Source organism: Mesorhizobium sp. M7A.F.Ca.CA.001.04.2.1 (assembly GCF_003998485.1).
Lineage (GTDB): Bacteria > Pseudomonadota > Alphaproteobacteria > Rhizobiales > Rhizobiaceae > Mesorhizobium > Mesorhizobium ciceri.
Genome location: NZ_RZQT01000156.1, coordinates 1 through 12,720 on the forward strand (window position 1 = coordinate 1; position 12,720 = coordinate 12,720).

A 12,720-nucleotide genomic window follows, 5' to 3' on the forward strand; every position below is an offset into this window, starting at 1 on the left:
CCAGGGCTGCCCGCCGCTCCGCCGGCAGCGCGGTCGACTCGCCGGCAATGATGTCGAAGGCCAGCGTCAGCAGGGCGTCGCCGGCCAGGATCGCGGTCGCCTCGTCGAAGGCCTTGTGCACGGTCGGCTGGCCGCGACGCAGGTCGTCGTCGTCCATGGCGGGCAGATCGTCGTGGATCAGCGAATAGCAATGCACGCATTCAAGTGCGGCGGCGACACGCAGTGCCGCCTCGCCGTCGGCGGAAAAAAGGGCGGCACTTTCCATGACCAGGAAGGGCCGCAGGCGCTTGCCGCCGTTCAGCACGCCATGGCGCATCGCCGCCATCAGCCGGTCCGGCCGGGCGATCTCGCCCGAAAGCGCGCGGTCGTCGAGCAGTCGCCGCAGCAGCACCTCGACGGCGGCTGCCCGCCTGATCAGCGCCATTTCGAACGCCATTTGGTCGTCATTCGTCATGGCCGGGACCGGTAGCCGACACTCAGACGTTGCGCAAGAAGGCAAGCGCCATTATGCCGGAGCAGTATGAGCCCGTTCGGAAACTCTACTCCTGCGGTCATCTGAGGGCGTTTTCTGCGCTTCCGGTGCTTGCGTACTCTAATGTACGCTCCGCTCCGGTTCTCGAAAACACCGTCACATGACTCACAGGAGCGCGTTTCAAAACGAGCTCTCTGGCACGGGTTGGGCGGCTTGGCGGAACCGATCGTCGATCATGAAACCGAAAAGCTGGACATGGCGACGAGATCGCGGGGCGTAAACCGCCGTGGTCTCAAGCGCTGGGTCCGGCGCGGCATCGTCGTGGCCGCGGTGCTGGCTTTGATTCCGGTCGTGCTGACGTTTCTGTACCTGCCGTTCTTCGTGCATCCTGTCTCGACGCTGATGCTGAAGGACCTGGCGACCTTCTCCGGTTACGACCGCCGCTGGGTGTCGATCGATGACGTGTCGCCGGTGCTGGCCAATTCCGTCATCATGTCGGAGGACGGGCAGTTCTGCTTTCATCGTGGCGTCGATCTCGGCGAGCTGAGAGGCGTCGTCGACGATGCGCTGGCCGGCGAAGCGACGCGCGGCGCCTCGACCATCACCATGCAGACGGTCAAGAACCTGTATCTCTGGTCGCGGCCGCTGGGCTCGGTGCGCAAGGTGGTCGAATTGCCGCTGGCCGTCTATTTCGATGCGGTGATGTCGAAACGGCGCATCATGGAAATCTATCTCAACATCGCCGAGTGGGGGCCGGGCATCTACGGCATCGAGGCCGCGGCACAGCACCATTTCGGCGTCTCGGCAAAACAGCTGTCGCGACGGCAGGCCGCCCTGCTTGCGGTCTCTTTGCCAAATCCGATCGCCCGCAATCCGGCCAAGCCCGGGCCTGGCCTGAGGCGGCTTGCCAATCTGATCGAGCGGCGAGCCGGCCGCTCGGGCGCCTATGTCGGTTGTCTCCGCTAGCCGATCCAAAAAAATTCGCGCCAGTGCTGGCCAAAACGGCACAGGGCGTGTATAGGCACCCGACTTTCTCAGATTTAGGCCCCGACATGGCCCTTTCACGAGGGCGGGCGGGGCTTTTGACCATGTAGTGGAGCATATCCATGGCCGTTCCGAAACGTAAAACCTCTCCGTCCAAGCGCGGCATGCGCCGCTCGGCCGACGCCCTCAAGGCCCCGACCTATGTCGAGGACAAGAATTCCGGCGAAATGCGCCGTCCGCACCATATCGACCTGAAGACCGGCATGTATCGCGGTCGCCAGGTGTTGACGCCCAAGGAAAGCTGAGACCAGCCTTCCAAAGGTTTGAATTCCAAAAGGACCGGCCAGTGGCCGGTCCTTTTGCGTTTGGGGGGCGGGGTAGCGCGCATCTCGACGCGTGGGCGGCAATCGTTGCAGGCAACCGGCTGACATTGTTGTTGCGTGCGGTCTTCGACCGTGTTCAACGCTGCCATCGAAACATCTTGACGGCGTGCCTGTGGCGCATTCTACAAAGGATTGCCCCCACATGGAGACGCCAGATGTTCGGTGCCATTCCGCTGCTGATCGTGCCTTTCGTGCTCTACAATCTCGGACTGCTGGGAATATTCGGCAGCGGTGACGATCCGTGGGCAAGCGAGGTCTTCTCATTCAGCATGATGTCGGGTGGCGTGTTCTCGATGACGCTTGGCGATCTGATGGTGCTGATCGGGCTGATCTTCCTGTTCCTCGAAATGGCGAAGTCGGTGCGCACCACCAATGCCTCGATCATGGACCATCTTCTGTCGACGCTGGTCTTCGTGGCCTTCCTGGTCGAGTTCCTGCTGGTGAAGGGTGCGGCCCATTCCGTCTTCTTCACCCTGATGGTCATCGCGCTGTTCGACGTGCTGGCCGGATTCGCGGTGTCGATGCGGTCGGCCAGCCGGGACATCAATTTGAATTAGGTCCCCGGCGCGGAAGGCGGAAGTTTGACGGGCGCTTGCGCTGACAGTTGGCGCAAACGCCCCTAACGTCGTCATCCCAGGGCGTAGCAAGGAGCGTAGCGACGCGGCGCAGACCCCAGGGTCCAAGCCGCGACACGTGAGCGTTTCAGCGGTCCAGAATTCTGCTCCGCTGCACTCTACGGCTGATGTTACGGAATGGATCCTCGGGTCTGCGCGACGGAGCCTCGCTCCTGCTCCGCCCGCGGATGACGAAGTTCCCGACCTCACCCCGGATCGGCGGTGAAACCGGCGGCCTCGATGCCGGCGATTGCCGCGGCTTCGTCATTGTCCGACGTGTCGCCTGAAATGCCGACGGCGCCGATGACGGCACCGGCCTTGTCGCGGATCAGCACGCCGCCGACGACCGGCAGCACGCGCCCGCCCGAGACGTCCGAGATGCCGGCGACGAGATGCGGGCGCTCCTTGGCGAAGGCCTCGACTTTGCGCGAGCCCATGCCGATGGCGAGCGCACCATAGGCCTTGCCGGCCGACATTTGCGGACGCAGGAACGAGGCGCCGTCCTGGCGCTGGAAGGCGACCAGATGCCCGCCGGCGTCGAGCACCGAGACGCCGAGCGGCTTGAGCTTGAGATCGGAGCCCTTGGCAAAGGCGGTTTCGATGATTTGCCTGGCTTTTTCGAGCGGCAGTGCGGTCATGGCGGTCTCCTGTTTGAAACGCGTCGATCATCGATCGTCGGCGGGCGAGATAACATCCCGGTTCCGGTTGAAATTGCTTCGCGTGAAAAGGCAGGATGGAAAGCAGCCTTCGCCCGCTCATCCGGATAAGCGTTGCCGCTTGTATGGCTCCGGACGTGGCTGGGCTACTTCTTCTTGGCGCGGGCCGGTTTCTTGGCGGGTTCCGCCGGCGCGTTGGCGAGGTCTTCCGCTTCCTTGGCGAGACGCAGTGCCCGCAGCTTGTTGGTCTTGGCCTGGCGGGCATCGCTCTCGGCGGCGTATTCGGCCATCGCCTTCTGGCGGACGGTTGCCGCCTCTTCCTGCTTCTTGAAGCGCAGGTCGGCGCGTGCGCGCGCAGCATCCCGAGAGTTCTCAACCAAGACCTTATCCAATCCCGTGAATTGTGATTTTCCGCTTCTTCTAGCAGAGCCGGCCCCAAAACGGGAAAATAAGTTGGTTACGCGGCCGGGCTGGCGGCGAGGGCCTTGCTGGCAACCACCGCCTCGTAGGCGGCCTGCAAGGTCGCGCGGACAGAAAGGCCAGACATTGTATCGAGCGGCATGCCGAGATGCTCGTGCCGCAACTCGTCCATGAATTTGTCCCACATAGGCTGTCCGCCCTTTTCCAGAAGTTCGGCGCGGATCGACAATTCGTCGCTGACCGGCAGCCAGACGCGGCCCCAGGCGCCGAGATGGGCCAGGATCGGAACCAGCGTGATCGCCATCTCGGTCAGGCTGTAAATCGCCTTCTGCTTGTGCGAGGGATCGTCGGCCTTGGTCAGCATGCCCAGCTCCATCAGGCGCTTCAGCCGGTCGGCGAGGATATTGGAGGCGATGCCTTCCATCGATCCGTTGAGCAACTCGCGAAAATGGCGCCTGCCGCCGAAGATCATGTCGCGAAGGATGATCAGGCTCCAGCGGTCGCCGAAGACTTCCAGCGACAGATTGATCGGGCACCCGGACCGGCGATCCATGCTCATGAGATTTTTCTCCAAAACCGGTTGCATTATCGTATCAGTTTTATTATCGTGCAACAGATTGCAAAATGCAATCAGTTTTGCAGAGAGGAGACTGCGTGATGAGGACCACCGAACGCCCTGAGATTATATCCGAAGTCTTTGGCGATCCGGCGAACCCGCCGCTGTTGCTGATCATGGGAGCGATGGCCTCGATGCTGTGGTGGCCGGAGGCGTTCTGCCGGAAACTGGCCGGTGCCGGCCTGTTCGTGATCCGCTACGACAATCGCGATACCGGCCGTTCGACGAAATCCAAACCGGGAGAGCCGCCCTACACGTTCGATGATATGGCCGACGATGCAATGCATGTTCTGGACGACCACGGCATCGGCAAGGCGCATGTCGTCGGGATGTCGATGGGCGGCATGATCGCGCAGCTTGTGGCGTTGAAACATCCCTCGCGTGTCGTATCTCTGACTGTGATCAGCAGTTCGCCGGTGGGAATCGACACATCCGGCCTTCCCGGGACGACCGAAGCCTACATGGAACACTCGGCCGAGGGCGCCAAAGTCGATTGGTCGGACCGTGGTCAAGTGGTCGATTTCATCGTCAGGGATGCGCGGGCGATCGCCAGCACCACGCATTCATTCGATGCGGCGGGGATACGGGCCTTTGTCGAGCAGGATTACGACCGCTCCGGCGGCTTCCTGAGCGCGACCAACCATTTCATGCTCAAGGGCGGCGCCGCCTGGAAGGGCCGCCTGCACGAGATCGCGGCGCCGCTGCTGGTCATTCACGGCACGGCGGATCCGATCTTTCCGGTCGAACACGGCGAGGCGCTGGCCGAGACGGTCACCGGCGCAAGACTCATTCGCATCGAAGGTGGCGGCCACGAGCTGCATCCGGACGACTGGGCCGAGATGTCCGCAGCGATCATCGCGCATGTCCAAGCCGGTTGAAGCAGCATAGGCTGGTTTGACGGACAAGGCTAACCGCAACAGGCGTGCCGCATGGTAGCGGCCACCGACAATCCACGAAACAGACGAGCAAAAAATGTCCCTGACACTTCATTTCCATCCGCTGGCCTCCTTCTGCTGGAAGCCGTTGATCGCGCTGTATGAGAACGCCACGCCGTTCACGCCTGTCATCGTCGACCTTGGCGATGCTGAATCGCGCGCGGCCTTCCTGAAGATCTCGCCGACCGGCAAGATGCCGGCGCTGCGCGACGATGCGCGTGGCCGTACGGTGCTGGAATCGAGCATCCTCGTCGAATATCTGGCCGCGCACCATCCGGGGCCGGTCGACCTTGTGCCCGCCGAGATCGACATGGCGTTGGCCGTCCGCCAGGCCGATCGTTTCTATGATTGCTATGTGCAGGAGCCGATGCAGAAGATTGTCGGCGACCGGTTGCGCCCCGGCGACAAGACCGACCCGTTCGGCGTAGAGCAGGCTCGCGACCAGTTGCGCAATTCCTACGCCATCATCGAACAGGACATGCAGTCGAAGATCTGGGCGATGGGCGACAGCTTCACCATGGCCGATTGCGCAGCCTCCCCCGCGCTGTTCTATGCCAACAAGGTCGAGCCGTTGGGCGACAGGTACCCGGCTGTGAAGCGCTATCACGACCGCCTGCTGCAGCGCCCCGCCTTCGCTCGGGTGATCGGGGAGGCGCAGCCCTACTTCAAGTTCTTCCCCTACAACAACGGTTGATCGGGGTTAGGCTTCCCAGAACTGGTCGAGCCAGATGTTGAGTTTGAGGAAGCCAGTGCCGCTCACCGTATAGACGCGCCTTGTTCCTTCCGGCTTGGCGTGGACCAGGCCGGCATCGAGCAGCACTTTCAGATGTTGCGACACGGCTGGGCGCGAGACCGGCAAGCCGGCGGCCAGTTCGGTGACGGTTTTCGGGCCGCGGCGAAGTTCTTCCAGAAGATGGCGCCGGTTGGGATCGGCAATCGCCATGAAGGCGTCGGAAAACATCATGCCTGTATTAGTGAGGCAAAGCCTTTCGAATCTCAACCGTCTGCTTCTGCTTTTCTTCTGGGATCAAGCCGCAATGCTTCCGGGGTGACCGAGCGGTCGGCCGGCTGCGTCTTGAAGGCGTCACGATCCCCGATCGGCACCGGCGCGCGGCGGCTGATGCGCAGCAGCGTGTAGCCCGCCAGGCAGAGATGCGCGAAGGCGGTCGCCAGGAACAGACCTTCCGGGCGCATCCAGCCCATCAGGGCAGCCGCAAGCAAAGGTCCGATCATCGTGCCGAAGCCATAGAGCAGCAACAGCCCGCCAGATACCTTGACGAAATCCTCCGAGCGCGCGTGGTCGTTGGCATGCGCCACGGCGATGGAATAGAGCGTATAGGCGAAGGCGCCATAAGCGGCGGTGAAGACGATGACGAAGACGCCGGAGCGTGGCTCGAACAGGAAGATCATGAGCGCGAAGAAGGCCCCGCCGAAAGCCGCCCCCGCCAGCACGAAGCGCCGGTCGGTCTTGTCGGACAGGCGCCCGGCCGGAAGCTGCATGGCGGCACCGGCAACGACCACAAGACTCATCATCAGGGCGATCTCGGCCGTGGAAATGCCGATGCGTGCACCATAGACCGCGCCAAGCGTGCCCCAGGCGCCGTTGGCGATGCCGATCAACACGCAAGCGACCGCCGACACCGGCGAATTGGCATAAAGGCCCCTGACATCAAGTGAGACATCCTGCAGCGGCTTGGGGTGGGAGGCGGTCGAGACCGCCGTCGGAATGAGCGACAGGCAAAACAGGATGCCGGTGATCATGAACAGCGACGCGGACTTCACGTCGCCGCCGGCGACGATCATCTGCCCGCCCATGATCGAGGCATAAGTCACCATCATGTAGAGGCCGAAGACGGTGCCACGGTTCTCGTTGGTGGCCTTCTCGTTCAACCAGCTTTCGATGACCATGAAGGCGCCGGCCATGGTGAAGCCGGTGAAGGCGCGCAGCAGGATCCAGACATACTCGTCGATGATCAGCCCGGTGAGCAGCGCCACGATGGCGCCGGATGCGGCAAAGGCGCCAAAGGCGCGCACGTGGCCGGCGCGGCGCACGATGCGCGGTGCGAAGAAGCAGCCGGTGACGAAGCCGCCGGCCCAGGCCGTGCCCATCAGGCCGAGCGATGCGGTCGAGAAGCCTTCCAACTGACCGCGCAGGGGCAGAAGCAGCCCATGCAAACCAGATGCCGCGAGCAGGAAAGCGGTGCCGCGAAGCAGCGAGAGGATCGGTCGGTAGGTTGCGAACATTGGTTGATCCGGCTCAGGTTTGGCGGGGACGCTGCGTCTGAAGACAGTCGCATTCGGGCTTTTCGGCGGCGGGCTTTACGCCCGAGCGCCTATCCGCGGCGGAACAGTGCTTCGGCCGCGGATTTGGTGGTGTCCTTGGCCTTGAGTTCGGCTTCCAGGCGGGCGATTTCGTCGCGCAGGATGCCGATCCGCTCAGTCAAGTCGCTGACGGAAAGCAATGACAGGTCCTGCCCGATCTCGTGCGGGCGCGCCTTCTTCTTGGGTTCGTCGTCGAAGATCGCCATCGTCGCTCCTCCTCCGCCAAGACCAGATTGGCCATTTGCCTGATTTGGCAATCAGCATACATAGGGCAGGGGCGTCGATGCAAACAGCCGGTCGGATAACGGCGAGGAAAGACGGGAAATCTCATGGCGAGCGGACAGAAAATTCCGGCAAGAATGACGGCCATCGCGATCTCGGAGCCAGGTGGCCCTCGGGTGCTGAAGCCGGAAACACGCGACGTGCCGCAGCCCGGCCCCGGCGAGATCCTGATCAAGGTGCATGCCGCCGGCGTCAACCGGCCCGACGTCCAGCAGCGCAAAGGCGCCTATCCGCCACCGCCCGGCGCATCCGACCTGCCGGGCCTCGAAGCATCGGGTGAAGTGGCGGCCCTTGGCGACGACATATCACGCTGGCGCATTGGCGACCGCGTCTGTGCGCTGACGCCCGGCGGCGGCTATGCCGAATATGTCAAGGTCCATGCAGGGAGCGTGCTGCCGTTGCCCGCCGGCTTCACCCACACCGAAGCCGCGGCGGTGCCGGAGAATTACTTCACCGTCTGGCACAATGTGTTCGAGCGTGGCGGCCTCAAGAAAGGCGAGACGCTGCTCGTCCATGGCGGCTCGTCCGGCATCGGCACGACAGCAATCCAGCTTGCCTCCGCCTTCGGCGCCTATGTCATCACCACTGCCGGCAGCAAGGAGAAATGCGACGCCTGCCTGAAGCTCGGCGCCGACCGGGCGATCAATTATCGCGAGGCGGATTTCGTCGCCGCGGTCAAGGAGGCAACGGGTGGCAAAGGCGCCAATGTCATCCTCGACATGGTCGGCGGCGACTATGTGGCGCGCAACTACGAAGCCGCGGCGGTCGAAGGCCGCATCGTCCAGATCGCCGTTCAGGCCGGCGCTGTCGCAAGCGCGGACTTTTCGAAGATCATGGTCAAGCGGCTTACCCACACAGGTTCGACGCTGAGGCCGCGAACCGTCGAGTTCAAGGCGGCGATCGCGGCGGCGCTGGAAGCGCAGGTGTGGCCGCTGCTCGGCACGCGCAAGGTTGCCCCTGTGATGGACATGATCTTCCCGCTCAGCGAAGCCTGGCGGGCGCATGAGCGCATGGAAGAGGGTGAGCATATCGGCAAGATCGTGCTCGACATAGGCTGACAGCGCGCGAGGTCAGCGCCTCGCTGCCCACAAGATGAACAGAAGCTTAATGCTGCAATGCAGCATTTGCATCATTGCTATGCAAAATCAGCCATTCAAGTCCTCATCGATGACGCCTATTTGAGCACCATCGAAACGAACATCATTCTGGAGGGACTACCATGAACCCGATCCGCGCTTTCCGTAACTGGCGTATGTACACCGAGACCGTCCGCGAACTGAACCGTCTCAACGCACGTCAGCTCAGCGATCTCGGCATCAACCGCGCCGACATCGAAAAGATCGCCCGCAGGGCTATCTAAAGCCACGTCTGGTCCGCTGCGGCGGACCAAGCCGCGGAAGCCAGAGCCGCACCAGACGACTTTTGTCGCGGTTCCGAGCCCGCTGGACCCAGTCCGGCGGGTTTTGTCGTTTTGGGGCCGGCAACTGCATGCGGCTCGACAGCAATCTGAGGTTGACCTCAGCTTTCAGCATGGCATTTTGATCTTGCGGGTATCGGTTGGCGTGTGGGAGCGCGTTGACGATCCGAGCCGGCAAGACGCTGACTCTGAAAGAGGCTGTGCGCTCTCATGTTCGATGATCTTACGGACAGGATCTACGAGGCCGCGTTCGTGCCGGATTTGTGGGCGGGTGCTCTTGAAGCGGCCAGCGAGCTTTCGAGTTCGGCTGACGGCGCGATCTTCCTGTTCAGCGACGGCTCCCCTGTTCGCGGTCGGTTGAGTGACGAGCTTCCCGGGCATGGCAATTCCCTTGAAACCGTCCGCTCCCTGTTCGATGAATTCATCGCCGGCGACAGCTGGAAATTCTCCGATGCGATTCAGCGCATGTGCAGCCTGCAACCGGCGAGTTTCGTGCAGGTCGAAGATTTTCTGACTGCTGACGAGCTCGAGCATGATCCGGTACGGATACAATTGAGGGCGGCGGGTATCGGTGCTCATATCTGTTCGGCGGTTGCCATGCCGAGCGGTGAACTGGTCACATTTGTCTTTCAACGCTGGACGCGGGATGGCACCTACGATCAGACATCGATCGATAGGCTCGATCAGCTTCGTCCCCACTTTGCGCGCGCCGGCCTGGTGTCGGCGCGGTTGGGCATGGAGCAGGCCAAAGCGAGCGTCTCCGCACTTGAGGCCCTTGGTCTGCCGGCTGCGGTAATGACCGCATCGGGACGCGTGCTGACGGCCAATGTGCTGCTGGAAAACATGCCATCCGTTTTCATCGCCGCCGCACATGGCGGCATGGCACTTGCCGACGTGTCCGCCAATGAGCTTTTCCGGCAAGCCATTACGCACAATTTGCACAACCGGGTCGTGCGTTCCATTCCCATTCCTGCCAGGGAAGGCCAACCGGCGTTGGTCATTCATCTCCTGCCGCTGCGCCGTGCCGCGCACGAGATCTTTTCCGGGGCTGACATTCTGGTTGCGGCGACGGCGATGAGCGCCAGCGCCCCCGTGCCGTCGCCAAGCTTGCTTGCCGGCCTGTTCGACCTGACGCCCGCAGAGGCGCGGCTGGCGGCCTCCCTCGCGCAAGGGCGGCCATTGAAGGAGGCAGCGGCAAGCTCCAACGTCACCGTCAAAACCAGCCGCACCTATCTCGAACGGATCTTCGCCAAGACCGGGACGCGGCAACAAAGCCAGCTTGTCGCTTTGCTGAAGAGCGCGGAACTGCCCAGCCGCGGATGAGAAGAGGGCGGCTACAGCCGCCGCTCAATGTCCAAATGCGGAGAAGCCGAGCGCCACCAGGGTTCCTCCCAGCGCGATGTCCGCATGCTTTCGAAAACGACTGTAAAATCGCTGCGCAACCGGTTGGGAGATACAAAGGCCGAGCAGCCCAAACCAGGCAATGGCTATGGCAAAAACCAGCACAGACAGGGGTAGGTGCGTTGCCCCGCGCGCATCCAGATTCAGCGTGGAGGACGCGAAGAACAATGCAGTTGCAGGGTTTGCCACTGCCGTGACAAAGCCCAGCCGAAAATATCGCGTGATTGGAACGGGCTTCGGCACGTCGAAGCCAACCTTGATCGACAGCGCCCGCCGCATCGAATTCCAGCCGATGAAGACCAGCATCGTGCCGTAGAGGCTTGCGGCGATCTGGTGTGCAAAGCCCCCTGACGGCAACGCTCCGGCGCCGGTCGCGACGACGGTCGCCAGCGAACTCGCGCCCAAGGCAACACCGGCGGCGGCAGACAGAGCCGTGGCGCGCGAAGCGGTTAGCGCGGCTTGCGTGACGACGGCGAAGTTGGCGCCGGGCAGCATTGCCACGAGCGCATAGGAAATGGCGAATGGAAGCAACCCCGCCACCACGGCGTGTCCGGTTTCGAACATCGACTTTCCCCGCATCGACAGCGCCCCCTCCTCAAGCGAGGCCGCTGCAATCGGGGTCGAAACTTGCACACAATGCTTTGCCTCCGACAGTCGGCATATGCCGACTGTCGGGTTCCGAAAATCAGGTTTCTACCTGCGCCCGCTGAGCGGTTCGGTGCTCTTGAGCAGCGCCACCAGTTCGCTCTGCTGGCGGGTGCGGGTCCTGGAGAATATCCGTTCGAGATAGGTGCGACCGGTTTTTACGGTGATGTTCGAACTGTCGGCGGCTTCCTTCAGCGACCGGCCCGACGCCAATGCCGTTGCCAGGCGGGCTTCGGCCGGCGTCAGGTCGAACAGCTCGCGGACATGCAACTCGAAGCTCTCGGTGTTGCGGCGCGCGACTTCGGTCACCATGATCACCGCGCAGCGCTCCGAGGCCAGGCCGTAGGTGCGGGCATCGACAAAGGGCGCCACCGAAAGCACCAGCCGCGCCAGGCCCGACCGCTGGCGATGGGATGGTATGAGCAGCGTGCCGCCTGTTCCCGGCATGGCGCCGTCCGGCAAGGTGCAGGCGTCAACCACCAGACGTTGCAGCAACTGCGCATCCTCGGCATTGGCAGCGACGATCATCCCGTCCCTCAATCTTAACGGACTGTCCGGCCGCATCAACATCTCTTCGGCGGCCTCGTTCATCCGCGCGATCTGCTGATGGCCGTTGACCACGAACACCCCGAAGGGCAGGTGCGAAAAGGCGGATGCCAGTGCCGCTGTCCTCTCCAATTGTTGGCCGATCTGCCCGGCACGCAGCACATGCGGCACGATCTTCTGGAACAATCCCATCTCATCGGCGCCGAACATATCCTGTCTGGATCCGCGATGGATATCGAGCACCCATTGCGCGCCGTTGGCGGTAAGCAGGTTGCAGACCAGCCCGTGATACATGTCGCGCGGCCTGAACCAGTCCTGCCAAAGTTCACGCCGCCGGAATGCCGTCTCGTCCAGCATCATCGGCCAACGCGTCACCTTACCGACAGGCAAGGCGGCCGCGGCTGCGGCCAGCGGGTCGCGCATGAGGGCCTCGAAGCACTGTTGCGAGGAAAATTCGGGATCGTGGTCGGTGGCAACCACGTCGGCGGTTTGCGGACTCATGCGCACGATGCAGGAGCGCGAGCCGCCGAACAGGTCACGCATGCTGTTTATCGCGTCGAACCAACGCTCCTGATCGTAGGCTGCCTCGTAGACCTTGCCGATCACGGCGGAGACCGTTTCGATGCTCACATTGGACATTGACCGCTCATGGACGCTTTGCAAACGACACTGAAGTTCCGTCGCAATTTAAAGGGTGTGTACGTCATCTGCGCCCGGTGAGCGGTTCGGTGCTCTTGAGCAGCGCCACCAGTTCACTCTGCTGGCGGGTTTCGGTCTTGGCGAAGATGCGTTCGAGATAGGTGCGGCCGGTCTTTACTGTGATGTTGGACGCTGCCGCGACCTCCTTCAGCGAGCGTCCCGACGCCAGTTCCGTCGCCAAGCGGGCTTCGGCCGGCGTCAGGTCGAACAGCTCGCGGACATGCAACTCGAAGCCATCGGGGATACGGCGGGCGACCTCCGTCACCATGACCACCGCGCAGCGTTCGGATGCCAGGCCATAGGCGCGGGCATCGACGAACGGGGCCAC

At 62.7% G+C, this 12,720-nt stretch carries 18 protein-coding genes; 8 read left to right on the forward strand and 10 right to left on the reverse strand.

Going from position 1 to position 12,720, the window contains the following annotated elements:
• A partial coding sequence (locus EN955_RS30195; protein ID WP_206523766.1) for a polyprenyl synthetase family protein occupies positions 1 to 454 on the reverse strand: 454 nt, incomplete at its 3' end.
• A 222-nt stretch (positions 455 to 676) separates the two neighbouring features.
• Here EN955_RS30195 and EN955_RS30200 point away from each other — a divergent pair.
• The 3 genes from EN955_RS30200 to EN955_RS30210 all read left to right on the forward strand — a co-directional run bounded on the left by EN955_RS30200 (position 677) and on the right by EN955_RS30210 (position 2,396).
• A complete protein-coding gene (locus tag EN955_RS30200; protein WP_013529225.1) occupies positions 677 to 1,438 on the forward strand; it encodes a transglycosylase domain-containing protein in 762 nt (253 codons plus the stop codon).
• A gap of 140 nt (positions 1,439 to 1,578) precedes the next feature.
• Positions 1,579 to 1,761: a 50S ribosomal protein L32 gene (gene rpmF / locus EN955_RS30205; protein ID WP_008834724.1), complete on the forward strand. Its 183-nt coding sequence runs from the start codon at positions 1,579 to 1,581 to the stop codon at positions 1,759 to 1,761.
• 233 nt (positions 1,762 to 1,994) lie between these two features.
• On the forward strand, positions 1,995 to 2,396 hold the full coding sequence (locus EN955_RS30210; protein ID WP_013529226.1) for a hypothetical protein: 402 nt from the start codon (positions 1,995 to 1,997) through the stop codon (positions 2,394 to 2,396).
• 263 nt (positions 2,397 to 2,659) lie between these two features.
• Here the strand turns inward: EN955_RS30210 and EN955_RS30215 are convergent, their stop codons facing one another.
• The 3 genes from EN955_RS30215 to EN955_RS30225 all read right to left on the reverse strand — a co-directional run bounded on the left by EN955_RS30215 (position 2,660) and on the right by EN955_RS30225 (position 4,088).
• On the reverse strand, positions 2,660 to 3,091 hold the full coding sequence (locus tag EN955_RS30215) for a heme-binding protein (protein ID WP_024502974.1): 432 nt from the start codon (positions 3,089 to 3,091) through the stop codon (positions 2,660 to 2,662).
• Positions 3,092 to 3,255: 164 nt separating this feature from the next.
• Positions 3,256 to 3,489, reverse strand: coding sequence for a hypothetical protein (locus EN955_RS30220; protein WP_013529228.1), 234 nt, complete (start codon positions 3,487 to 3,489; stop codon positions 3,256 to 3,258).
• A 77-nt stretch (positions 3,490 to 3,566) separates the two neighbouring features.
• Positions 3,567 to 4,088: a helix-turn-helix domain-containing protein gene (locus EN955_RS30225; protein WP_024502975.1), complete on the reverse strand. Its 522-nt coding sequence runs from the start codon at positions 4,086 to 4,088 to the stop codon at positions 3,567 to 3,569.
• A 98-nt stretch (positions 4,089 to 4,186) separates the two neighbouring features.
• Between EN955_RS30225 and EN955_RS30230 the strand changes: the two genes are divergently transcribed.
• Together EN955_RS30230 and EN955_RS30235 are read left to right on the forward strand one after the other, a co-directional pair.
• Positions 4,187 to 5,023, forward strand: a complete 837-nt coding sequence (locus tag EN955_RS30230) for an alpha/beta hydrolase (protein WP_024502976.1) — start codon at positions 4,187 to 4,189, stop codon at positions 5,021 to 5,023.
• Positions 5,024 to 5,117: 94 nt separating this feature from the next.
• The gene (locus tag EN955_RS30235) at positions 5,118 to 5,774 is read left to right on the forward strand and encodes a glutathione S-transferase family protein (RefSeq protein WP_024502977.1); all 657 of its coding nucleotides are present in this window, start codon (positions 5,118 to 5,120) and stop codon (positions 5,772 to 5,774) included.
• Between the two features lie 6 nt (positions 5,775 to 5,780).
• Here the strand turns inward: EN955_RS30235 and EN955_RS30240 are convergent, their stop codons facing one another.
• The 3 genes from EN955_RS30240 to EN955_RS30250 all read right to left on the reverse strand — a co-directional run bounded on the left by EN955_RS30240 (position 5,781) and on the right by EN955_RS30250 (position 7,608).
• Positions 5,781 to 6,044, reverse strand: coding sequence for a metalloregulator ArsR/SmtB family transcription factor (locus EN955_RS30240; protein ID WP_013529232.1), 264 nt, complete (start codon positions 6,042 to 6,044; stop codon positions 5,781 to 5,783).
• Between the two features lie 32 nt (positions 6,045 to 6,076).
• On the reverse strand, positions 6,077 to 7,324 hold the full coding sequence (locus EN955_RS30245; RefSeq protein WP_024502978.1) for an MFS transporter: 1,248 nt from the start codon (positions 7,322 to 7,324) through the stop codon (positions 6,077 to 6,079).
• 89 nt (positions 7,325 to 7,413) lie between these two features.
• Positions 7,414 to 7,608 carry a DUF1192 domain-containing protein gene (locus EN955_RS30250; protein WP_023810953.1) on the reverse strand — a complete coding sequence of 65 codons (195 nt, stop codon included), beginning with the start codon at positions 7,606 to 7,608 and terminating at the stop codon, positions 7,414 to 7,416.
• Positions 7,609 to 7,731: 123 nt separating this feature from the next.
• On the opposite strand from EN955_RS30250, the gene EN955_RS30255 reads away from it, so the two are divergent.
• The 3 genes from EN955_RS30255 to EN955_RS30265 all read left to right on the forward strand — a co-directional run bounded on the left by EN955_RS30255 (position 7,732) and on the right by EN955_RS30265 (position 10,424).
• A complete protein-coding gene (locus tag EN955_RS30255) occupies positions 7,732 to 8,742 on the forward strand; it encodes an NAD(P)H-quinone oxidoreductase (RefSeq protein ID WP_032808842.1) in 1,011 nt (336 codons plus the stop codon).
• Positions 8,743 to 8,903: 161 nt separating this feature from the next.
• On the forward strand, positions 8,904 to 9,044 hold the full coding sequence (locus EN955_RS30260; protein ID WP_013529236.1) for a DUF1127 domain-containing protein: 141 nt from the start codon (positions 8,904 to 8,906) through the stop codon (positions 9,042 to 9,044).
• Positions 9,045 to 9,311: 267 nt separating this feature from the next.
• The gene (locus tag EN955_RS30265) at positions 9,312 to 10,424 is read left to right on the forward strand and encodes a helix-turn-helix transcriptional regulator (protein WP_024502980.1); all 1,113 of its coding nucleotides are present in this window, start codon (positions 9,312 to 9,314) and stop codon (positions 10,422 to 10,424) included.
• Between the two features lie 24 nt (positions 10,425 to 10,448).
• Here the strand turns inward: EN955_RS30265 and EN955_RS30270 are convergent, their stop codons facing one another.
• The 3 genes from EN955_RS30270 to EN955_RS30280 form a co-directional block, all read right to left on the reverse strand.
• Entirely contained in the window at positions 10,449 to 11,066 is a 618-nt protein-coding gene (locus EN955_RS30270; protein ID WP_024502981.1) for a LysE family transporter, read from the reverse strand.
• A gap of 129 nt (positions 11,067 to 11,195) precedes the next feature.
• Positions 11,196 to 12,332 (reverse strand): helix-turn-helix transcriptional regulator, encoded by a 1,137-nt coding sequence (locus EN955_RS30275; protein ID WP_024502982.1) that lies wholly within the window; start codon positions 12,330 to 12,332, stop codon positions 11,196 to 11,198.
• Between the two features lie 64 nt (positions 12,333 to 12,396).
• Positions 12,397 to 12,720 (reverse strand): helix-turn-helix transcriptional regulator (locus EN955_RS30280; RefSeq protein WP_164769927.1); only part of this gene is annotated, 324 nt, incomplete at its 5' end.